Below are 22,602 nucleotides of genomic sequence, written 5' to 3'. Positions count from 1 at the left end.
CTACACCTCCCCCGCGTCCGTGAATCCGTGATGGGCGATCTCCAGGACCTCGGTGGCCACGGCGGGGCTGCCCGGGTCGAAGGAAGGACCGCGCCAGCTCACCGGGAGTACGTCGATCAGCCCCCACTGGGCGACCATCGAGCCGTCGGCGCGCAGCGCGGCGATCTGTCCGGTGGGCCGGGTCACTCCCGTGGTCACGGAGGAGATCCACTCCGCCACCTTCGCGGTGGCCTCGGTGAGGGGCCGGGTCAGCGTGATGTTGGAGAAGGTGACACGGGTGGGCAGCTGCCAGACGAATCCGTTGTTGCCGCCCTCCTGCCGCTGCTCGATCTCGACCTGGGAGGAGAGCCCTTCACAACCGTTGAAGTTGCCCAGGCTCTCACCGTCGATGGTGAGGTTGAAGAAGATGGTGGAGCCTGCGTCGAGTTCCTGGGGCATCGGGTGGGGCCTTCCTGCGGTTCCACGCGGGGTTCGGGGTTGAGGCGGTGGAGCATGGGGCGGGGTCTGGACTTACGGGCTCACGGCTTACGGCTTACGGCTCACGGTTTACGGGCTACGTGACAGGTCGTGCGGCTCGGCTCTCGCGGGCCCGTCAGTGGCGTGGGTCGCGCAGCTTGCCGATCCGCTCGCGGTCGAGCCGTAGCTCGGTGCGCAGCAACCGTGTCATCGGCCCGATCAGCCGGTGGACCAGCTCGGCCACCTGGTCCTCCTTCAACTCACGCGGCTTCAACTGGCTCGTCACGGAGGGCGCGGGCTTGTCCGAGGACCCCCCGCCGTCGCCACCGCGTTGCACCGCGACGGACGTGGCGCGGCGCGGGGCGGACACCCGCGCGGTGGCGGGGGCCGCTGCGCGGGCCGGCGTAGGCGCCGCGGCCGGAGAGGGCCGCCCGGCCGGGACAGCGGGCGCCGCCCGCTGCACCGGGAGTGCGGCGGCCGGTACGGGCCGGGTCGGCGCCAGGGACACGACAGCGCTGCGGACCGGCCGGGCCACGGAGGCGGTCGGGGCATCAGCGGAAGCTCTGGGGGCATCGGAGGCATCGGAGCGACCGGAGCCGTCGGGAGTGTCCCTCACCGGCGGACGGGCGGTCCCGCCCGGGACGGGCGGCGCCGACGCGGAGCGCTGAACGACCGGGAGGACCGACGTGACGCTATGGGGATGGTGCCCTTCGTCGCCGCGTCGCGCGGGCGCCGCGGTGGGAGTGGTCAGGGGACGGGCGGCTGTCCGCGGCACCGGACGGACCGTGGCAGACGGGGCGGCCGGCGACGGCGCCACGAAACGCTGCACGGCAGGGTGACGAGTGCCGACGGTGGCAGTGCCGGTGCCGGTGCCGGTGCCGCTGCCGGTGGTCGCGGTCTGAATGCGGTGCAGACGCACCGGAGTCGGGGCGCTATGCGTCGGCGGCGCGGTGGCCGGCGACGGCGGTCGTACGGCACTGCGGACGCCCGGGAGCGCGGGTGCTCCGGGAGCGGTGGCCCGCTGCACAGCGCGCGGAGAGGCGGCCGCCGCAGGGTTGCCCGTCGGCGACGGTGTGAACCCGGCAACCGGGACCGGCCTTGAGGACCCCACCAGCGGGGCGACCCGAATCGGCTGTGGCCGCGACGCCGATGACACGTCGGCCGACGCCAGGGGTACGGCGGGCGCCCGCACCACGGATGGCAGGGCGCTCGTCGGGGCCACGGAGGTACGGGGGGCCGGAGCGGAGGTGCGGGCCGGGGCAAGGGACGACCGCTGCACTCGCGGCGAGCCACCCGGACGACCGGATCCGGATGCGGCGTTCACGGCGGGGCGCAGCGGCTCTCCCCCCGCGGAACCGGGCAGGGAAACGGGCAGGGAACCGGAAGCGGGACGGGCACCGAGTACCGGCACCGACCGTGGGCGACTCACGGGCGTGGCGTCGGAGGTCGTTCCCGGCCACCGCACCGGCACGGTGGGCACTGCTGCCCGCTGCGTCGGAAGCGCGCCCACCGACAGGGGGACTCCGGATCCGCTCGCCACAACGGGCCGCGTCGAACTCGTCGACTGCGTCGCCTTGTCGGCGCCGCTCCCGCCGGTGCCGATCGGCGGCCGAACGGGAGCGCTGGGCGCCGACGCGCCACCACCACCTGCCGGACCGGTGGCTGCCGGACCGGGACTGCGAACCGCAGCCGGACGTGGAGAAACCGGAGGGGCGCTCGCACGAGGGCCAGGCGCGGGAAGCCGTCCCAGCGGCGGTTTCCCCGCAGGGCCGGACCCACCACCCGGGCCGCTCGGCGTCGGCGCGTCACCACTGGGGGCTCTCCCCGGGGTGGCGAGCCGCTGCACCGGCAGCGGGCCGGCGGCAGTCCCCGTAGCCGCACCGGGCGTCGCCGCGGACTGCGCACGCGTCGGAACGACGGGACGCCCGGCGGCGGTGCCGGGCTGTGGCACGGCGCCGCTCGCACCCGTACCGGAAAGGGAAGGGCTTGAGATTGCGGGGAAGTCGAGGGACTTGGAGGAGTCGGCTCCGGTGACCGGGCCGGCCGAACCGGCCCCGGTGGGTGTCGCCCGACGCTCACTCGATGACGCGCGGTCAGTGAGGTCGCGCCGCTGTACGGGCAACTCCGGTGGGGGAGTGGTAGCGGGCGCAGCGGGGTCCGGAGCCGGCCGCGCGGCCGGCCGTACGGATGGCGGCACCGGGGTACTCGGCGGCCCGCCGGACATCGGGGACCTCTGCACGAGGGGTGTGCCACCGGGAGCCGGGGCACCGATCTGGCGACGCACGGCCGGGGCAGCCGCCGGGTTCGCCGCCTGACCGCCGACAGGTCCACTCACCGGAGCGCCCAGCCTCGGCCGGACGGCAGGACGAGGCCCGGACGCAGGGGCTCCGGGTGTACTGGCGCCGGGCGTGCCTGTCCCGGACGTCCCGGACGTCCCGGACGGGCGCGCCACAGCGGGCGGCCCGGCTGCCGGTGTCCTCTGTACGGGCGGCGTTCCGCCGTTCCCGTCATCGCCGGACGCGCTCACCCGACTCGACGGCGCTTCGCCCCCGGAGATGCCCGGCGGCGGAGCCACGGGCGGATTCGGTCCTTGCGGGGACGGTCGCACGACGGGGCCGGCGCTGTCATGACGCTGCTGTACCGGTGCAGGCTGCGAGGTCGGCGCAGGCTGCGGTGTCGGTGCAGTGTGCGGTGCCCGTGAAGTCGGCGAAACCACAGGTCCCGACAGCGGAGGCCCGAGCCTCGGGCGCCGAGGGGGCGCGGGGGCCGCCGGTCCGGCCGCCGGGCCGGGAGCGCTCGCCTCACGTCGCTGTACGGGGAATGAGGTGGTGTGAGCCGGAGGGGTCCGGTCCGCAGGGGGCGTTGCCTTGGGCTCGCCCGTCGGACCCGACCGCCGGGGGCCCGGCGGCTCGATCCGCGCCGAGCCGCCGCGGGGGCCGTCCTGATCCCCCTCCGAGCGCTGGACGCGAACAGCGGCCGCCGGGGTCACGGAGGGAGGCGGGAGAGGAGGAAGAGGAGAGCTGGGGGAGGGCGCCGGTGAGGAGTTGGCGGACGACGAGGACGCGGGCTCCGACACCCGGACAGGCGTCGGAGCAGACGTGGGTGCGGAGGTGGGCGCGGACGTCCGTGCGGCTGCCCCGGCAGCTGCCGGGGCAGCCGTCGTCCTGCTCGGCGCCGTCGCCACCACTGCCACCGCGGGTAGCGCCCTGCGTTGCCCCGCGCTCGGGGCGGAAGCCCGGGTCAGCGCCGTGGGCGCGGGCCGCGGCCGGGGCCGTGCGGGGGCGCCCCGCGGACCCAGGGCGCGCTGGACCGAGGGACTCTGCGCGCGGGCCGGACCGCGCGCATCGCCGTCCCCTCCGTCACGGTGCTCGACGACAGCGGCCGGCGGAGAGAGCCAGGTCTCGCCGGGGCTGCCCGGCCCGGACCCCCCGGCGAACGACAGCGTGTCCTTGATGAGACCGGTCGGGGCACCGTCCAGGACGGCGTGCGAGAGCGTCCCGGAGAAGGAGGGGTTCTGCCAGGTGCTCAGGGAGCCGGCGAAATCCGCGGACGCGACCGTCTGCCGCGACGGCTCCAGCATCGCGCGCTGGATCGGTGGCAGGCCGGCCCAGCCACGTCCCCGTCCGGAACTACCGGAACCACCGGTTTCCCCGGCGCCGGTGCTCGCAGCGGCACCGTCGCCGGCGGACACCTCGTGGACGGGGCTCGGCACGGTACCGCCCCCGCCCCGCTCCCGGCCCTTGACCCGGTCGAATATGCCCATCACCGCTCCGTTGCAGCACGCGTCACCAACGTGGCGATCTGCTCGGCATATCGCCGCCGCTCACGGTGTTCGAGGTCCAGGATGTCGTCCAAGTTCCAGTGGAAGTGGTAAGCGATGTACGCGATCTCCTCATGGATCCGGTCGGTCGCGTACGTCACGATTCCCCCAGGCGGCTCCCGCCGAGCTCGACCTCGAACGGCTGCTCGCAGTGCGGGCAGGAGACGCCGGCCCTGGTGTGGCCCTCGGCGTTGACCTGCCGGTAGAAGTCCTGCAGAAAGGCGAGGTCGGAGGCGAACATGTTCTCCACCACACCGTCGTGCATGTGTGCCACGGTGCCCAACTGGGTGATGACCCGGCCGAGCAGTACCACCGAGAGATACGCGGGGTTCTCCTGCACCCGCATGTCCCGCAGCGGGATCAGCTCGTCCCGGGCGGTCGCCAGTCGCATCACGCCCTCGCGATGCACGGTTCCCATGTCGTCCACGTACCCGCGGGGCAACTCGAACGCGAACTCGGTTCGCAACTGCTGCCGTGCGGGCGGTGCTTCCGCCGGTGCGACGGCCGGGGCCGCCACGTCCGCGTAAGCGGAGGTGGCGGCAGCGGCGTCGATGGCGGGCCTGGCAGGTCCGCGGCGCATTACTCAGTGACCAGCTCTTCGTAGACGATCGTGACGGTCTCGGTCATCACGGAGGCTTCGCCCGCCGTCGCCGCCGCGCCCATCACCTTGGTGCACCAGGCGTTGCGCAGGTGCTGACGGCGGACCGGGTTGTACTGGTAGTCCATGTAGATGATGCTCGCGTTCTTGCGGGCCGAGCCCATGTCGCCGCGCAGTGAAGCGTTGATCCACTCGGTGAAGGCGGTGGACTGCTCCATACCGCGCGTGACCGTGGTCTCCCCGGCCTTCTTCACGCCGGGCATCTTCCTGGTGATCGGCTGGCCGTTCGCCGAGACCTGCTGGTACTCGATGACGTCCTGTTCCATCCCCACCTCGCCCACGGCGTGGAGGTACTCGACCATGACTCCGTCGATCTGGAGGCCGAAGTTGTGGGTTGTGAGGGCGTCACCCTGAGAGAGACTCATGAAAGCCGTTCCTTCTACTGGTGCTGGGGCCTGTGGCTGAACGAGCTGAACGAGCTGAACGAGCTGTCAAGGGAAGCTCGCGGGTGTGGGACGTTCTACTCCTCCAACTCGCCGCTGCCGCCGGAGAACTGGGCCAGCCGGAAGATCACGAACTCCGCCGGCTTGACCGGTGAGACACCGATCTGGCAGATGACCCGTCCCAGATCCACCGATTCCACCGGGTTGGTCTCGGCGTCGCACTTCACGTAGTAGGCGTCCTCCGGCGTGGCGCCGAACAGGGCCCCGCTGCGCCACTCCGTCACCAGGAACGCGGAGATGTTCCGCCTGATCCGGGCCCACAACGCCTGGTCGTTGGGCTCGAACACGACCCACTGCGTGCCGTTGAGGATCGACTCCTCCAGGTAGTTGAAGTACCTGCGGACGTTGAGGTAGCGCCAGGCCGGGTCGGAGGAGAGGGTGCGCGCACCCCAGACGCGGATGCCGCGGCCGGGGAAGGTACGGATGCAGTTGACGCCGATCGGGTTGAGCAGGTCCTGCTCGCCCCGGGTGATCTGCATCTCCAGGTCGACAGCGCCGCGGATGACCTCGTTGGCGGGGGCCTTGTGCACGCCGCGCTCGAAGTCGTTGCGGGCCCAGATACCGGCGATGTGACCGCTCGGCGGGATCAGCCGGGACTGGCCGCTGGCCGGGTCGAAGACCTTGATCCACGGGTAGTAGAGCGCGGCGTACTTGGAGTCGTAGTTGGACGTCTCCAGACGCCAGACCCTGATCTGCCGGGCATTGAGGCCGGGCGGCGGGTCGATGATCGCGAGCCGGTCGCCCATCAGTTCGCAGTGGGCGATCAGACCGAGCTGGACGGCCTTCACGGCGTCCAGGTCGATCGCGCCGCGCTGGTAGGCGGCCATCAGGTCGGGGACGGCGACCATCGAGATCTCGTCCACGGCTTCGAGGCCGCCGAAGCCGGTACGGTCCGAGGAGTCGCCCAGGTACTCGGCGATGCCGACGGACTCGTCCTCCACCGCGTCCGGGACCGCGGGGGTCTGCGGGGCGGCGACCGGCGCCTCGAGCGCGACCGTCTGGTTGTCGGGGCGGGCGAGTTGCGAGGCCGCGACGCCCTCCTGCACGGAGATCAGCTTGGAGTGTTCCTTGACCTGGGTGACCACATAGTTGCGGGCGCCCTTCTTCGCCGAGACGTCGAAGGTCTCGACGGCCTTCGCGCCGTCCTTGACCAGCAGCCGGAACCGCTCGGCGGGGCCCTCGCCCTCGGCGTCCGTGACCTCGACGCTGAGCGTGCCGCTCTCGCCGGGTGCGACGGCCGACACCTTGAACGTCCCCAGTGCCTGCGCCTGCCCGGCAGTGAGCGCGGCGGGGGCCGCCGCACCGCTTGCGACCGACGACCGGCCACGCCGTCCGCCGACCGGGTCGGCGCCTTCGCCCGGCGCGCCCGCCACTCCGCCGGGCGTCCCGCCCACCCGGACCACATAGGCGGCGGACCCGCCGTTGTTGAAGAAGCCGTACACCGAGTGCGCCAGGAAGTAGCCGTCGGTGAACTCGCCGAAGGAGGCGACGTACTGCGTCCAGTTGGTGACCAGCGTCGGTTCGTTCAGTGGGCCCTCGGGCGCCAGCCCGACGAATGCGGCCACCGAGGTGCCGACCCCCTCGATGGGACGAGAGCCGCTGGCCACCTCTTCCACGTATACGCCCGGCGACAGGTAAGACGGCATGCTCTGCTCTCCTCGGGGTACCAAGACAAGACCAGACCCACCCTCGCGGCCGGTGCGTGACCGGGTATACGTCCTCCAGTGCCTTACCCAGGGCACCGACTATGTCCCCAGGGGCAAGGTGAAGAGGGCCGCGGGGCCGCCGCCGTCACCGGAGCTCCCCGCGGGCCGTACCCGTGCCGCGCCAGGTGCCGCACCGTGCGGCTCGGCCTCGGGCGCGGTCCCGCCCCCCTCGACAACAGGTGGACGCGGGGGTGTTCGAGGGCAGCGAGCGCTACCTTTCGGGCAGCGGCGCTACCCGGCTGCCTCTGATGCCGCCTCTCCCGTGGGCAGTAGCGTCCATCGGGTGACAACCTGGACATCCCTGGAGCCCGCCTCGACCACGGTCGACCCGGGCAGCAGCACCACCGTACGGCTGCGTCTGCGCAACACCAGCGACATCGTCGACGAGTACCGTTTCGAGGCGGTCGGCGACATCGCACCGTACGTCTCGGTGGAACCCCCGTCCATCAGGCTCTTTCCGGGAACCACGGGAATCGTCGAGCTGACGGTCGCACCGCCCCGTACCCCGGACGCGACCGCGGGACCGCACCCCTACGGTGTGCGCATCCTGCCCACCGAGCACCCCGGGGCCGCCACGGTCACCGAGGGCAACATCACGTTCACCACGTTCATGGAGGTGCGGGCCGAGCTGGTCCCGCAGACCGTCAAGGGACGCTTCAGGGGCCGGCCCAAGCTCGCCGTCGACAACCTCGGCAACACCGTGCTCACGGCGTCGATCGGCGGCGGTGACAAGAACAGCGACGACCTCTCGTACGAGATCGTCCCGGCCAGCGTCCAGATCGCGCCCGGTCGCGCCGCCTTCGTCAAGGCGACTCTCAAGCCCCGGCAGATCACCTGGGTGGGGCAGAAGCAGCAGCGGCCGTACGAGCTGTCGGTGCGGCGCTCGGGGTTCGAGCCCCTGGTGGTGAACGGCACCTACGTGCAGCGCACCCTGCTGCCCATGTGGCTGATGACCACGCTGAGTCTGCTGCTCGCCCTCACCGTCACCGGCCTCATCCTCTGGCTCGCCTACAAGGCACCGGTCCGCACCCTCGCGCAGGAGAAGCTCCAGCAGACGGCCGCCACCGCGCTGCCGGGGGAACCGTCGGAGCAGCCGGCCAAGAAGCCCACGCCGGAAGCCGCGCCCACCGTGCAGCCGAAGATGCCGGCCGCCGGCGGTGGAGGAGGCGGAGCGAAGAAGCCCCCGGCCGCGGTCGAACCCGCGCGGGATCCGCTGCCCATCACGTCGAAGGACAAGCCGAACCTCTTCGTGCAGTTCGCACAGGAACGACTGGCCGAGGGGGCGGGCGGCTGCAAGCTGACGGCTGCGCACACGGTGGGCAAGCTGGACATGGCGACCGGGCAGGCGCTGAAGTGCTTCCAGCAGGCCAGCGACTCGAGGTACGGCCAGTTCAGCCAGTTGGTGAAGACCGACGGGCTCGGAAACCTGGGCCGGACCACGATGACCGCGCTCCTGGCGGCGCACTTCACCGCGACGAAGTCACTGCCGCTGAATCCGAACGAGCTCAGTCCGGAGGTGCCCTGGGTGCGGAACATCCTGCTCTGGGGCACTCAGGGCGACTTCGACGACGGCGACCTGGTCACGACGGTGAAGTACACGAAGGCCAACATCGAATATCTGCGCAGGACCAAACAGCTCCGGGAGAAGTCGACTCAGGCCGACACGGACCGGATCAAGGAATACCAGGGCCAGTTCGGCGCCGAGCAGACCGGGGTGCTCGACGAGACGACTCTCGCGAAGACGAAGTTGGGCTGGGTCCATACGCAGGACACACCGGGCACCGTGACGGCCAAGGACTGGCTCCCGGCACCGATGAAGTAGACACCCCGGCTCGTCGCTCGCTGCCACGGGGCCCGCGGCGCGAACGCGGACTACCAGGACACGTCGTCCAGGACCAGCCGGCCCGCCTTGCGGTATTCGCGCCGGGCGCCCGCCAGCAGGTCCGCCGTCGATACGCCGTCGCCGCGGTCCGCCGCCGCGTACGCGGCTGTGACGACCGCGCTGCGGATCGAGCCGCCCGCCAGCTCGAAGTCCCGTGCGCAGCCAGCCGGATCGATGTCGTCGGCGCACGGGACATGGGCGAGGCTGTGCCGCCAGAGGGCGAGGCGCTGCTCCTGGTCGGGGAACGGGAAGTCGACCACCAGGTCCAGTCGGCGGGTGAAGGCGTCGTCGATGTTGGAGCGCAGGTTGGTGGTCAGCAGGGCGATACCGTCGAACGACTCCAGGCGCTGGAGGAGATAGGCGCTCTCCATGTTCGCGTGGCGGTCGTTGGAGCTGCTGACCTCGGAGCGCTTGCCGAAGACGGCATCGGCCTCGTCGAAGAGCAGCACCGCGTCCGTACGGTCGGCCTCGGTGAAGATCCGCTCCAGGTTCTTCTCCGTCTCACCGACGTACTTGTCCACGATGGACGGCAGCTGCACGACGTAGAGGTCGAGGCCGAGTTCCGCCGCGACCACTTCGGCGGAGAGCGTCTTCCCGGTCCCGGAATCGCCCGCGAACAGCCCCACCACGCCCCGCCCGCGCCCGCCGCCCGCGCTCAGCCGCCAGTCGCCGAGCACCCGGTCGCGGTGTCGGGCGCGCAGGACGAGTTCCTGCAGTTGCGCCAGCGGGCCCCTGGGCAGGACGAGATCGTTCCAGCCGACGTCGGGCCGGATACGGCGGGCGTGCCGCTCAAGGCCCGACGCGGACTGCTGCCGGGCGGCGAGCCGCACATGCGCGGCGGACAGCTCAGTGCCGTCGAACGCGGCGAGGTCCAGCGCCGCGCGGGACGCGCGGTTGATCCCGCCGGGCCCGAGCCGGTACGCGGCGACGACCGGCGCCAGGTCGAACCGCGGCTCCTCGGGGCCGAGCGCCGCCCGCCAGGCGTCGAGATCGCCGGCACGCTGCCGGGGCGCGTCCAGCACGAGCGGATCACGCCCGCTGTCGCACCACTGCGGGTCGTACGGGCGCGGGTCCGCGAACAGGACCGGGACATCGTTCACCGCGAGCGCCCGCATCAGCTCCTCGGGCTTCTCGGGCAGCGAGGTCACCACGATCGCGCGACCCGTCAGCCGCGCCTCGCGGAGCAGTTCCCGGTACGGGAGGCGCTCTCCCCTCGTGCGTTCCGCCGGCGCGTGCTCCTCGGGGCGGTGGTCGCCCGAGCGGCCCCCCGGCACGAGATGCATGGCCGGGATACCGGCCGCGCCCAGGGCGGAGGTGGCGCAGGCGAGCCCGTCGCCGTCGCGGTGCTCCCGCAGGTAGACCGTGAGCGGGCGGGCCGCGAGGTGCCCGGCCAGTGTCCGTGTCAGCGGGTCGACGCTGTCCGACGTGCCCGCGGTCACCGTGCCCTGCGGGCTCGCCGGGCTCTTGACGGCCCCTGCCGCGGGCCGGTGCGGAAGCGGGCGTACGGTCCCCTCCAGCGCCGGGTCCGGCGTGTCGTCACCGAGCAGGTGCGCCACGACCCGGTCGGGAACGCGCAAGGAGCGGCTGAGGAAGGGGCGTTCGGGGTCGTCCACCTCGATCAGCCCCCACGCGAGCAGCCGCGCGCCCGGATGGAACCGGGACCGTCCGACGGCGGAGTGCGCGGGCAGCCCGCACAGGTCGAGCGCGAGCGTGACGGTCGCCCGGCGTTGGGTGACGTCGTCGTTGAGGTAGCCGTACAGCGACTCGAAGGTGCGGTCCAGGTCGGGGGCCAACGCGATCAGCAGGATCTGGGTGTCGAGGGGGCTCAGGCGCAGCCAGTGGGCGAGCCGGTGGAGGCGGTCGTCGTCGGAAGGCGGGGACTCGTCCGCCCCTTCTGTCTCCTGCGCCAGGTCAGGCTCTTCCGGGCCGGAGGGGGACGCGTCCTCCTCACGCCTGCGCAGCAGGTGCCGCACCGTGTCCTGCGTCAGGTACAGCCCGCGCATCGGGTCGGCGGCCGTCGGGTCCGTGGCGCTGCGCCGATCGACGAGGAAGGCCACCCTCTCGCGCAGTCCCGCGAGCCGTTCGAGCAGCGGAGATGAGGAGGGGTCGTTCACTTCCGCCGCTCCGGGAGCGTTCCGGTCGTGCCGTGCTTCTGCACGAAGGCTTCCTTGGCGGCGTTGACGATCTCCGCGCTCTGGTAGCGCGTGGGACTGTCGGCGGGCTCGCCATCCGTCCCCCGGACGCGGACGCCGAGCCCCTCCGTGACGGGCGGACCGACCTTGTAGTCGGGGGACGCCAGGAAGGGTGCGGTGATCACCACGTCGAGCGAGGGTTTGAGTTCGCCGCCGAGCGCGGACCAGATCTCCGCGAGCGAGCGCGCCTCGGTGTGCAGGCCCGCGACGGTCAGCGGGACGGAGAGGCCGAGTCCGGCGAGGGTGCCGGTCAGGTCCTCCTGCGGAAGGATCTCCTTGGGCAGCAGCGTGTGCAGCACCGCGGAGAGCATCCGGTGCTCGTCCTGCGGGCGCTTGGTCCAGGCCGTGACGAGATACGAGAGCCGGAACCAGCGCGGCGGCTGCTGCTGCTTGAGGGCGATCCCCTGCTCGTCGCGGAGCGCCACCTGGCCGCGCTGGCGCCGTCTGGTGTCCTCACGGATGTCGTAGAGGTACGCGTCGATGGTCGGCGCGTTGCGCCGGGCCGCCCAGTCGCGCGTCGGGGCGTCGAAGGCGACCTCGACGTCGGACCCCGCGAAGGAGCCGCGGGTGAGCAGCCCTCTCAGGATGTCGTCCACCTCGTGGATCACGGTCGCGCTGCCCTTCACTGTCGGCGCCCGTCAGGGAACCGGTCGTCCTGAAACGAACCGTCACCGAACGAACCGTCACGGAACGAACCATCAGGTACGGCCTGTCACTTCACCCGGCCGCACCGATCGCGGTCCGGCCGGTCACGGGCGCCTGGGCATGGCGGAGCCCAGTCCATCGTGGCTGCCGGGACGCCCACCCCGCGAGGCACCCGGGGGACGACCACAGGGCAACCCCGTTGCCCTCGCGTCGCCCAACTCCGGTCCGCGGGACCCTTGAATCGGTGCAGGGGGCATCAGATGTAACCTTCTCGCAAGGCATAGGCCACGGCATGTGCGCGGTTGCGGAGATGTAGACGGGTCGTCAGGCCGTGCATGACGTTCTTGACCGTGCGTTCGGAGTAGGAGAGCTTGCCGGCGATCTCTCCCGTATCCATCCCCTCGGCCACCAGCCGGAGCACATCGACCTCGCGTGGCGCCAAGCCGGACGCCGTGGCCCCCGACACGCTGGTCGTGCCGCGCTGCAACGTGCCGACCTGGGCTATCAGCCGGCCCAGCAGGTCCGACGGAAGGTCACCGTCGCCCCGGGAAGCCGCGAGGACCGCCTGGAGAAGGCGGTGGCCGGTGGCCTCGCGCCGCCAGACGATCGCGCCGACCCCGTACTCGATCACCTGGAGCAGCTCTGCCTCGCGGATGAGGCTCGTGACGAGGACGGCGTTGGTGCCGTCAGCGCGGGTCAGTCGTCTCAGCCGCGACAGCGTGGGTTCGTCCAGCACCTCGGCGAGCAGGACAGCGACCGTGCCCGGCCGGCTCTCGCCCTCCTCGACCAGCTCCACCTCGGAGTGCCGGCGAAGCTGGCTGACCGCTCCGTCGAGGGAGAGCGGGTCGGACGCGTGGACCTCCACCGGGATTCTGCTCGGGTTTCGAAGAACCATGCCTATACGACCTCGCGTCTTGCTCAACGGAACAGACCATGCCCGCACCATCCTTCCTTTGTCGATGGGACGACCAACACCGTGGGTTACCACGAGACCGACCACGAGATCGGCGGCAGGTTCTGATGACAGTGGGATCGAATCAGCCATGGCCCAGTCCGACGGTTCCGGCCACGCCGCCGGCCCCGGGACCCGTCTCCGCCGGGCTGCTGGAACGTGAGTCCGCGCTGGATCTGCTGGCAGCGGAGGCCGAGAGGGCCCTGAGCGGGTCCGGACGGCTCGTCCTGTTCCGCGCGCCCACCGGGACGGGCCGCAGCGCACTGCTGGAGGCCGCCGCCGAAAAGGGCGCGAAGCTCGGCATGCGGGTGCTGCGGGTCCACGCCTCCGCCGAGTGCCCCCGCGCGCCCCTCGCCCTCGTACGGCAGCTTCTGAACGCACCGTCCGATCCCGATGACCTCCACAACGCCCCCGAGGAGGCGGACCACCGGACCTCCTCGTCCCGCCTGTGGCGGTTGCTGTGCGAGCTTGCGGCCGAGTCGCCCCTGTTGGTCGCCGTGGACGACGCGCACCTCGCCGACCAGCCCTCCCGGAGCTGGCTGACCGAGGCAGCCCGACGGCTGGCCGGGATGCCGGTCCTGATGGTGGTCACCGAACGGGGCCAGTACGACATCGCCCCGCCCACGCCGGGCCTCGCGTACTCGCTGCCCCCCGGCGTGGTCCGGATGCACGCGGTGGCGCCACTGAGCCGTGCCGCCGCCGAGGAGTTGGTACGCGGCGTCCTGGGCGCGGACACCAGCGACACCTGGGTGGACGGCTGCGTACGAGCGGGCGCGGGCAATCCGCTGCTGCTGCGCTCGCTCCTCGACGACCTGCGGGTGGTCTTCCCGCAGGTCGGGGCGGACAACGGCGGCCCGGAGCCACGACTGCCGCAGAGTTGCGCCGAGCTGTACCCCGGGGCGTTCGTGGCGGCGGTCTCCTGGTGGCTGACGAACACCGGCCCCGGGAGCACCACGGTGGCCCGCGCGCTCGCGGAGCTGGAGGACTCGGCACCGGAGCGGCACGACGAGGGGAGGACGGAGAAGGGGGAGTACGGGTTTCCCGACGGCCCTGAAGCACCCGGCCTCCCCCCGGGACCCGACGCGCACAACGCACCGGTCCCGGGGCACGACTTCGGCGACTTCCTCGCCGAACTCACCGGAGCCGACCCCGACCGCGTCGGCGGCTGGATCACCGCGATGATCCGGCTCGGGCTGCTGAGCCGCTCCCCAGGCACCGGCGTCCCGCGCTTCGCCCATCCCCTGCTGCGCGGTGCGGTCCTCGACGGCTGGCCCCGCTCGCACCGGCAGGCCCTGCACCACCGCGCGGCCGAACTGCGCCAACGCCGGGGCGACGGCGCCGAAGCGGTGGCCGGGCATCTGCTGCGGACCACCCCCGCCGGCGCGGCCGGAGGCAGGGCGGCCGTCGACAAGGCCCTCCTGGACGCGGCAGCCGACGCGTCCAGGGCCGGCAGGACCGGCGCCGCCGCGCTCTATCTGCGCCGCGCGCTCGACGAACCGATGCCGCGCGAGCGCCGGGCCGCGGTACTCACCGAACTCGGCGCGCTGGAGTTCGCCACCCTGCGGACCGGCGGGATACCCCGGCTGGCGGAGGCGCTGCGCCTCCAGGAACAGCCCAGGAAGCGGGTGCTGGCCGCGGTCAACCTGGGCAACGCCCTGGCCAACCGGGGCAGGACGCACGCCGCGCTCGACGTCATGCGTGATCTGGGCCCGCTGGACGCGGAACCCGTTCTCGCCCGCACGGTCGAGACGGCGTCGGCGTTCTTCTCCGACCACGACCCGGAGATCCGGCGGGCCGTCTACACGCGGCTCCGCGAGCGCGCCGAGCACGCCCCGGAAGGCATCAACCCGGCCCTGCGCGCCCTGCTGATCCGGTACCGGGCGGCGGCCGGGCTGCTGTCCGCGGAGTCGGCCGTGCGGCAGATCCGGCGGCTGCTGACGACCCCGGAGGAGCCGCTGCTGGTGCCGTACCTGCTGGCCACGGCCGCCGCCGTGACGCAGTGGGCCGACGCGCCGGACGACGCCGAACGTCTCATCAGGGCCGGGCTGACCGAGCACTGGCTGACGCCACTGCACCCCGTCCACCGGTCGCTGCTCAACTCGCGGGTGGACACCGCCGCCGCCCGCGGCCACTTCCAGCGGGTGCTGGAGGAGACCGCCGACAGCTTACGGACGCCGGGCGACACGGCCCGTACCGGTGTGAGCAACTTCCTGGCCCATCGCGTCATCGCCCTCGTCGAGTGCGGCCGTTCCGCCGAGGCCGGACGGCTCATCGCCGGTATCAGGGTCGAGGAGACGCACGAAGGTTGGGAGCTGAACCGGTTCCTCTACGCGCGCGGCGTCCTGCGTGCGTCCGTCGGGGATCCGGCGGGGGCCCTGGCCGACTTCCGGGAGTGCGGCAGGCGCCAGATCGGGCGCGACGTGGAGAGTCCCCTCGTCACACCGTGGCGCTCGGCCGCCGCCGAATGCCATCTCCTGCTGGGGGACGCGCCGCCGGCCCTCGCGCTCGCCGAGGAGGAGAGCCGGTACGCCGCCGTATGGGGCACCCCCCGGGTCCAGGGCCGCGCGCTGCGCGTCCTGGGCGCGGCCACCGGCGGCCGACGCGGTCTCGAACTCACGGCTGAGGCCGTCGGCATCCTGCGCGGCACCTCGCTCGACGTCGAGCTGATCCCCGCGCTCATCACCCACGGCCTCCAGCTCACGGCCGCCGGCCAGCCCCGCCGGGCCCGTCCGCTGCTCCGGGAGGCCGCGACACTGGCCGAACGGCTCGGCGCGGTCCGGCTGTCGGGCACCGCGGAACTGGCCCTGCGCGCCAGCGGGACCCGCCGCAGGAACGCCTCCCTCACGGGCCCGGGCTCACTGACCGCCGGCGAACGCCGGATCGCCGCACTGGCCGCCGACGGCCGGACGAACGCCGAGATCTCCGGCCTGCTGCACCTGGCACTGCGGACCGTGGAGACCCACCTGACCAGCACCTACCGCAAACTCGGCATACGGCGGCGGGCAGACCTTCCGGCCGTGCTGAACAGCGGTACGGAAGAGCCCGTGTGACCGGCCCGGCCGTCCCCTTCACGCCTTCTATGTCCCGGAGAGGTCGACCTGCCACGTGGCGTCTCCGGCGGCCTGATGGATGACATGGGACGAGTCGGTCGCATTCGCGGGGTCGAACTGCGACGTCGCCGTGTGCGTCATCACGGGGCTGGTCCATCCGGCAGCCGTGTTCCGGTGGGTCCCGCCGGTGTTCTTGGCGACCTTCCAGCGGAACTGGACCTGGTAGGACTTCAGGAAGTACCCGTCGGACATCCTCACGTTCCCGGTGAAACCGGGCGAGTCGTGGAAGGAGATCGCCTGCTGCCCGTTGGTGATGCTCCAGTCGTCATAGTCCGGATGGAACGGGCCGTCCACCTCCCAGCGCCGGCTTCGACGGCGGCCCCGGTTGAGTCCCTCGCTCTCCACGACCTGCTCGAACGAGTCGGTGACCTCCTGCCAGAAAATGTAGTTGGCGGCGACGCTCGATGTCGCGTTCGCGGGATTGTGCAAGGTGGCGGTCTGCTGGAATCCGATGTTCGTGTCGAAATTGAGATTCTGGATCTCATCGCCGACATAGGAGGAGGAGAAGGTCAGGGTCGGCTTGTCCAGATCCGCCTCAGGACGTTCGCTGGCGCGGGTCTTCCGCCGCTCACGCGGCGGACTCTCTCCCTTGTCCCGGTCCGCCTTCCGCTTCCCCGATTTCTTCGAGCTCTCTTCTTTGGTCTTGGCCCGCTGCACGACATCCAGGGGCCCGGACTCAGCGCTCCCCGGCTGTGACGCCGACCGCTGCACCGCGTCCAGGGGCGCGTACGCCGCGCTGTCCGTCCCCGGCGCCGACTGCACGGGCACGGGGCCGGCCATGACCTCGTTCGAGGAGGCCTCGGCCTCCCGCTCGTGGTGGTCGCTCTTGTCGCTCATGGTCAGCCCGCCCCCGGTCGGCGTCCCCGCGACCGGGCCCTCGCGTTGCTGAAGAACGTGCTTCAGTTCGTGCGCCAGGGTCTTCTTGTCGAAGCCGCCCTTCCCCCGCACGATGTTCTCGCCCGAGGTGTACGCACGGGCCCCGATCTCGGCCGCCGAACGCTGCGCCTTCGCGTCGTCATGCATCCGCACACTGGAGAAGTCCGCACCACCGTGCCGTGCCTGCATCTCGCCCAGCGTCGGCCCGTCCAGCGGTCGCCCCGGAGAGTTCAGCACCTCACGCACGTTCTGGGCCTGACGCTGCTCCTCGGCCTCGTCACCGTGCTCAGCCGCGCGCGCACGACGCTGCACGGCGCGAGAGGCCGCGGCTCCGGGTACCGTGCCCGGCGCCCTCGCATTCACCGGGTGACCACACGACGCACCATGACTGTGCCGCTCGTCGGCCAGCATCTGGACGACGGCGGCATTGCCCATGGACCGCTGCAACCCCAGCATCGACGCCGGGGTCCGGGCGGTCGCCCCTGCGCCGATCGCCGCGACGGGCGAGGCGGCGGACCGGGCCCGCGAGACGAACTGCCGCCCTCTGACACCGCCTGGTCGAGTGTCCTTGTTCAACTTCTCTTCGTGGCTGTGCAAAGGAAGTGTTCTCCCTCACGGAACGCTGGACCGGACATGACGTACCAGCAGAACTCGGCAGGACCGGCGGGCGGAAGGACCGCGAGGGCACCGATGGATGCACGGCTGTTGCCCTGCGGGGAACGCGGGAACGGTGCCGTACGGCCGAAGACGACCTAATAACCCCAGCGACCCCGGCTGCCGTCCTGGCGGCAGTGGATCATGCGCCCGTTTCCGGCGTGTGTGGAGCTGCCGATGTCGGCGTTGCGGCAGAACTGGCCGGCGTTGTAGCAATTCCCCGCGTTGGAGACGATCTCGCATTCGGCGGGCGCAGGCTCTGTCGTCTGCGGGGCCTTGGTGGTGGGCCTCGGTGTGGGTTTGGTCGTGTGCCGGGTCGTCGGGGCGGCGGCCGGCGCCGTCTGGCCGGTGGTCGCGACGGGGGTGATCGAAGGGGAGGGCGCCGCGGTGGTTGAGGGAGACGGTGTCGGGAGCGGGGAGGCCGTCGTCGGGACCGCCGCAGCAGTGGTCGAGGGTGGGGCAGTGACGGGTGCTTCGTTGGCCACCGGACCGCAGGCCACGGCGATTCCCGCCACCGCCACGGCAACCAGCGCCCGTCGGACAGCCGCCCTGCGCCGTCCGCGCTTGCTACCGCCCTCGGTTATGCCGTCACGGGTGTTGTTTTCGCTGTATGGATCGGCGCTGTGCATCGGTACCCCCACCTGAAGCAGCCAGAGAAGGCACATCATATGAACGGCCGTCCGGTTCCGTAGCGTCTCAGCTGAATCGTGACCAACGCTCCGTGTCAGGAGTCACAGCTATTCGTTGAGGCGGACTCCAAAACGGTCAATGATGATGCCACCGAAACTCCGAAAGCACACGGGAACGACCGTTCGACGTTACCGTGCGCACAACCGGTCCAATGCCGACCGGCTCTCATCGTCCGCGGCACGGACGATCATCAACAGCTGGTCCGGATCCTGGAGTGGCATCAGCACTTCGAAGTGCACGGCGATCACGCCGGCGCCCGGATGCCGCAGCACCTTCTGTCCGCGGCCGTTGACGCTCACATCCCGCTCGGCCCACCATCGCGCGAATTCCTCGTTATGGGTGGCGCATTCGGTGATGAGGTCGGTCAACGCCCGGTCCTCCGGGTGTGCGGCCCACGCTGTGCGGAGGTGGGCGATTCCCTCCCGTACGACGCGCTCGGGGTCGACATACAACTCCCTTATTTCCGGGTGTACCAGGCACAGCCACATCGCATTGCGCTGCGACGGCGGCAGGGTGTCGAAATCCAGCAGCAGCCTCGCCATCTCGCCGTTCCAGGCCAGGATGTCGTAGCGGTGGTTCATCAGCATGGCCGGCAGCGGCGACAGGTCGGCGACCAACCGGGCCAGCGGCGGCGCCGCGGTGGTGGCGGGGGTGTCGGCGGTGCGGGGTCGCTGTTGCGCCAGGTTGAAGAGGTAGGCGCGTTCGTCGGGGCCCAGGCGCAGCGCCTGGGCCAGTGCCTCCACCACGCTCGCTGAGGGCCGCAGTCCCCGGGCCTGTTCCAGCCGCACGATGTAGTCGATGCTGACCCCGGCCAGTTCGGCGACCTCTTCGCGGCGCAAACCCGGTGTCCGCCGCGCCTGTTGCCGCGACGGCAGATCGAAGTCGTGCGGGTCCAGGCGTTCGCGCCGGTTCCGCAGGAAGGCGGCCAGTTCCTTCGTCGTGTCCACGGTGCGAGTCGTCATGCTCGATCCAACAGTCAGGGTAGGACTGGTGTTCCCAGGAATCTCCCTCCCTTATCCGCGGCTCGCGGCGGTCACAGACTTGTGCTCGACAACGGATTACCAGTACTGGAGGACGCAATGTCACTCACCCTCGACACCTACCGACTGCTGGGCCGCTCCGGGCTGCGGGTCTCACCACTGGCGCTGGGAACGGCGACCTTCGGCACCGAGTGGGGCTGGGGCGCCGAGCAGGAAGAGGCGCGTAAACTGTTCGACCTCTACGTCGAGCGCGGCGGCAACTTCGTCGACACCGCCAACACCTATACCAACGGGAGCTCCGAGCGCTGGCTGGGTGAATTCACTCGCGACCACCGTGAAAGCCTGGTGCTGGCAACGAAATACACCACGCTGCGCCGGCCCGGCGACCCGAATTCCGGGGGGCCGCACCGCAAGAGCCTCTTCGCGTCGGTGGAAGCAAGTCTGCGACACCTGAATACGGAATACATCGATGTGCTCTATCTGCACGTGTGGGATTTCACGACATCGGTTGAGGAGATCCTGCGTGGCATGGACGATCTGGTCCGGCAGGGCAAGGTCCTGTACGTGGCGATCTCCAACGTCCCGGCCTGGCAGGTGTCACGCATGCAGGCGATCGCCGACCTGCGTGGCTGGTCGCCGCTGGTCGCGCTGCAGATCGAGTACAACCTGATCGAGCCTACTGGGGAACGCGACCTGATTCCGATGGCACGCGAGATGGGATTGGGCGTGGTCCCTTATTCACCGCTGGCCGGCGGGGTGCTCGCCGGCAGGTACGTCCGCGACGACCTGACCGCGAGGACCGCCGCGGTCGACGACGGCACCCGTAAGAATTTCAACATCGCCAACGGCGGGCTCACCGAACGCAACCTGGACATCGCTGACGTCGTGAAGGAAGTCGCCGCGGAGCTGGGCCGCACAGCCGCCCAGGTCGGGCTGGCCTGGACCCTGCAGAATCCGGATGTGACAGCATCACTCATCGGCGCCCGCACCCCCGCGCAACTGGAGGACAATCTGGGCGCCCTGGAAGTCGACTTCACCGCTTCCCAACTGGCCCGCCTCGACGAGGCCGGCGCGATCGAACTCGGCTTCCCGCACGACCTGCTCGCCGGCGACAGGATGCGCGCGGTGACCCACGGCGACCTGACGGTCGAATCCCGCCGCTGATGCCTCCCTGCTGATGAGTCGCCCGCTGTCCGCCGCGCGAGTTCGACCACCGGCCCGACGACGCCGCCGTTCCGCTTCGGGGGAACGCTGCGATCACGCCACGACGCCGTCCCGGCTGTGGGCTCCCGTGAGTACGTGAGTCCACAGCCGGTGTTACGGCCGTCAGGCCCTGCGAAGCCGGCCGACGATGCCGTCGATGTCGCGTTGCAGCAGGTCGTGGCGGATGAAGTGGCCACCGGGCACTTCGTACCACTCGTGCGGGATGCCCGCGTTGCCGAGGAGACCGCGGAACTCCCGCTGTCCGGCGAGCACCTGCGTCTCGTTCACCGTGTCGAACCAGCTGACCGGGTCGGGGCTGGTGCCGGCGACCAGGAAGAGGCGCTTGTTGCGGAAGCTCTCGATGCGCTCCACCGGGTTGTCGGCGCTCACCCGGGCCTGGTCCCACAGGGGTGCGCCGTACACGGTGCCACCGTTCAGATCCAGGACCGCGGAGGTGGCGTTGGCCCAGTGGACCACCAGCCCGTTGTCCCGGCGCAGGCTGGCCGGGCCGGAGTGGGCACTGACCGAGGCGAAGTGTCCGTAGTACTTGGCGGCGTACTTCAGCGCCCCGAAGCCGCCCATCGAGAAGCCGGCGACAGCGCGGCCGTCGTATTCGGCGTAGGTACGGAAGTTCGCCTCGACCCAGGGCAGCAGCTGCCCGATGTGGAAGGACTCCCAGTTCCGCGGGCCGACGTTGGAGCTGACGGCGTTGGAGTACCAGCCCCCGTGTCCGCCGTCGGGCATGACGACGATGAGCGGCCTGCCGGCGGTCATCTCGCGGATGTTCTCGCGGTCGAAGGTGATGAAATCCTGGTCGGTGCCGCCCCCGTGGAAGAGGTACAGGACAGGATAGGTGCGTCCGCTGTAGTGGTAGTCGTCGGGGAGCAGGACGTTCACCCCCGGGTTCCAACCGATCTCGGCGGTCGCGAACCGGTAGTACCACATGCGCGGGTCGCCCTCGTTGCGGTCCACGATGCGCAGACCGAAGCCGTCATCGGCGGCGGCGGCCGGCGACGCCGCGGCGAGGATGCCTCCGGCGCCCAGGGCCATCGCGGCGGAGAGTCCCCCCGCAGATTTGAGGATGCTTCGGCGAGTGGGCTGTCGTGCGGTCAACGCGACCTCCTGGTCGATTGGGCATTGAGGGATCGGATTCCCGGTGCGGGCTGCGTCTGCCCCGTCGATGATGTGCCGGAGCTCGGGGGCTCAGCACCTACGTCAAGCTCGCCGATTCGGCGGCGCTGTGGACGGCCTGCTCCTCCGCGCCGAAGTGGGTGGAGCTCATGTTGGGGCCCTGCACCCAGCCGAGGAGGCCGATGATCTGTCCCGGGTCGTCGTAGCGGGAGAAGACTCCTACCTGGAGGCCCTCGCCGGTGACGGGGTCGAAGTTCTGCAGGAGAGCGCCACCGCTGCAGCCGGGCGACTGCGCGCCGGGCATGACGTCGTTGTAGTAGACCGGGTCGTTGCGGGTGACGCCCTGGGTGACCATGAGGCTGCGGCCGTCGAAGGTCCGCTGCAGCCCGGCGGACACGTTGCCGGGGCGGTAGTAGTTGCGCTCATTGATCGTCGGGTAGCCGAAAACGTGGTTCGTCTGGTTCTGCGGCTGGCCGAAGGCGATCCGCTGGGCTCCGGTGACCTGGGCGATCGGCCGCGGGTCGTCGGGGTTGGCCACCAGGACCGCGGCCATGTCGCGGCCCAGCAGCCAGTCGGCGCTCTGGCTCCAGGTGTTGGTGACCCACTCGCGGGTCACGCCCCACACGCCGTACGGCGCGATGTCCTTACCGGGCAGGGCCGTGCTGGTGGTGTTGCGCGGCAGGCTCGCTCCGTTGAATCCCGGGACGAAGACCATGTTGGTGGCGAGGACGTTCCCGAATCCGATGTCGAGGGGGGTGTGGACGCGCAGGCAGTGGGCGGCGGTCACCACGACGCTCTGGTTGGCGCTGGTCACCACGTCGCCGGAGCACGAGGACGTCGAGACGGCGCCGGTGCTCACGTCCGTGTAGACCATGAAGAGCTTTCCGGCGGTGCGGGAGATCAGCCCCTGCTTCTGCGGCCACGGCTTGCTGAGGTCGTCCCAGCCTCCGGGGGGCGCGGTCGCGTCCTGGGTCTCGTGGTTGAGGCCGGTGGAGGCCATCTTTGCGAGAGTCCAGTACTCCACCTCCGCCCTGAGCTTCTGCTGGTGGTCGGCGCCGGCCGCCACCATCGGGGGAAGCTCGAATGCGGGGACGTCAGCTCGTGCCGGTGGTGCGGCGGTGAGCAGGGCTGCCACCAGCGCGAGCAGGCCGAGCACGGTGGTTGTCGCGCGTCGCGACACCATTCCGATGGACATGGCTTTCCC

Annotated in this window: 16 protein-coding genes; 3 read left to right on the top strand and 13 right to left on the bottom strand. The window is 71.1% G+C overall.

Annotated elements, in window-relative coordinates; genetic code table 11:
- From O3X23_RS23390 to O3X23_RS23365, 6 genes are all read right to left on the bottom strand, one after another.
- Entirely contained in the window at positions 1 to 438 is a 438-nt protein-coding gene (locus O3X23_RS23390; RefSeq protein WP_269273458.1) for a phage tail protein, read from the bottom strand.
- A gap of 154 nt (positions 439 to 592) precedes the next feature.
- Entirely contained in the window at positions 593 to 1,072 is a 480-nt protein-coding gene (locus tag O3X23_RS23385) for an extensin (RefSeq protein WP_269273457.1), read from the bottom strand.
- A gap of 3,146 nt (positions 1,073 to 4,218) precedes the next feature.
- A complete protein-coding gene (locus O3X23_RS23380; RefSeq protein ID WP_014153881.1) occupies positions 4,219 to 4,377 on the bottom strand; it encodes a DUF6760 family protein in 159 nt (52 codons plus the stop codon).
- Positions 4,374 to 4,856 carry a hypothetical protein gene (locus O3X23_RS23375; protein ID WP_269273456.1) on the bottom strand — a complete coding sequence of 161 codons (483 nt, stop codon included), beginning with the start codon at positions 4,854 to 4,856 and terminating at the stop codon, positions 4,374 to 4,376. The genes O3X23_RS23380 and O3X23_RS23375 overlap by 4 nt, the downstream gene beginning before the upstream one ends.
- Positions 4,856 to 5,299: a phage tail protein gene (locus O3X23_RS23370; RefSeq protein WP_269273455.1), complete on the bottom strand. Its 444-nt coding sequence runs from the start codon at positions 5,297 to 5,299 to the stop codon at positions 4,856 to 4,858. Before O3X23_RS23370 ends, O3X23_RS23375 begins: the two co-directional genes overlap by 1 nt.
- Positions 5,300 to 5,394: 95 nt before the next feature.
- Positions 5,395 to 7,023 carry a phage tail sheath family protein gene (locus O3X23_RS23365; protein ID WP_269273454.1) on the bottom strand — a complete coding sequence of 543 codons (1,629 nt, stop codon included), beginning with the start codon at positions 7,021 to 7,023 and terminating at the stop codon, positions 5,395 to 5,397.
- A 343-nt stretch (positions 7,024 to 7,366) separates the two neighbouring features.
- Here O3X23_RS23365 and O3X23_RS23360 point away from each other — a divergent pair, with 343 nt between their 5' ends.
- Entirely contained in the window at positions 7,367 to 8,905 is a 1,539-nt protein-coding gene (locus O3X23_RS23360; protein WP_269273453.1) for a COG1470 family protein, read from the top strand.
- Between the two features lie 50 nt (positions 8,906 to 8,955).
- Here O3X23_RS23360 and O3X23_RS23355 read toward each other — a convergent pair whose 3' ends face one another.
- The 3 genes from O3X23_RS23355 to O3X23_RS23345 form a co-directional block, all read right to left on the bottom strand.
- Positions 8,956 to 11,079 (bottom strand): ATP-binding protein, encoded by a 2,124-nt coding sequence (locus tag O3X23_RS23355; protein WP_269273452.1) that lies wholly within the window; start codon positions 11,077 to 11,079, stop codon positions 8,956 to 8,958.
- Positions 11,076 to 11,765, bottom strand: coding sequence for a DUF4255 domain-containing protein (locus O3X23_RS23350; RefSeq protein WP_269273451.1), 690 nt, complete (start codon positions 11,763 to 11,765; stop codon positions 11,076 to 11,078). The genes O3X23_RS23355 and O3X23_RS23350 overlap by 4 nt, the downstream gene beginning before the upstream one ends.
- A gap of 293 nt (positions 11,766 to 12,058) precedes the next feature.
- Positions 12,059 to 12,697: a helix-turn-helix transcriptional regulator gene (locus O3X23_RS23345; RefSeq protein WP_269273450.1), complete on the bottom strand. Its 639-nt coding sequence runs from the start codon at positions 12,695 to 12,697 to the stop codon at positions 12,059 to 12,061.
- A gap of 125 nt (positions 12,698 to 12,822) precedes the next feature.
- Here O3X23_RS23345 and O3X23_RS23340 point away from each other — a divergent pair, with 125 nt between their 5' ends.
- The gene (locus O3X23_RS23340) at positions 12,823 to 15,804 is read left to right on the top strand and encodes a helix-turn-helix transcriptional regulator (RefSeq protein WP_269273449.1); all 2,982 of its coding nucleotides are present in this window, start codon (positions 12,823 to 12,825) and stop codon (positions 15,802 to 15,804) included.
- A gap of 27 nt (positions 15,805 to 15,831) precedes the next feature.
- Here O3X23_RS23340 and O3X23_RS23335 read toward each other — a convergent pair whose 3' ends face one another.
- Positions 15,832 to 17,052, bottom strand: coding sequence for an eCIS core domain-containing protein (locus O3X23_RS23335; protein ID WP_269273448.1), 1,221 nt, complete (start codon positions 17,050 to 17,052; stop codon positions 15,832 to 15,834).
- A gap of 1,160 nt (positions 17,053 to 18,212) precedes the next feature.
- Positions 18,213 to 19,046 (bottom strand): helix-turn-helix transcriptional regulator, encoded by an 834-nt coding sequence (locus O3X23_RS23330; RefSeq protein WP_269273447.1) that lies wholly within the window; start codon positions 19,044 to 19,046, stop codon positions 18,213 to 18,215.
- Between the two features lie 117 nt (positions 19,047 to 19,163).
- Between O3X23_RS23330 and O3X23_RS23325 the strand changes: the two genes are divergently transcribed.
- On the top strand, positions 19,164 to 20,228 hold the full coding sequence (locus tag O3X23_RS23325) for an aldo/keto reductase (protein WP_269273446.1): 1,065 nt from the start codon (positions 19,164 to 19,166) through the stop codon (positions 20,226 to 20,228).
- Between the two features lie 162 nt (positions 20,229 to 20,390).
- On the opposite strand, the gene O3X23_RS23320 is transcribed toward O3X23_RS23325, so the two are convergent.
- Positions 20,391 to 21,380, bottom strand: a complete 990-nt coding sequence (locus tag O3X23_RS23320) for an alpha/beta hydrolase (protein WP_269273445.1) — start codon at positions 21,378 to 21,380, stop codon at positions 20,391 to 20,393.
- Positions 21,381 to 21,477: 97 nt separating this feature from the next.
- Entirely contained in the window at positions 21,478 to 22,593 is a 1,116-nt protein-coding gene (locus tag O3X23_RS23315) for a trypsin-like serine peptidase (protein WP_269273444.1), read from the bottom strand.
- Positions 22,594 to 22,602 lie beyond the last annotated feature (9 nt).

It is taken from the genome of Streptomyces sp. H39-S7, assembly GCF_027158205.1.
Classification (GTDB): domain Bacteria; phylum Actinomycetota; class Actinomycetes; order Streptomycetales; family Streptomycetaceae; genus Actinacidiphila.
Note: the sequence above shows the minus strand (reverse complement) of the source record. Positions and strands in the feature narration are given on the sequence as shown.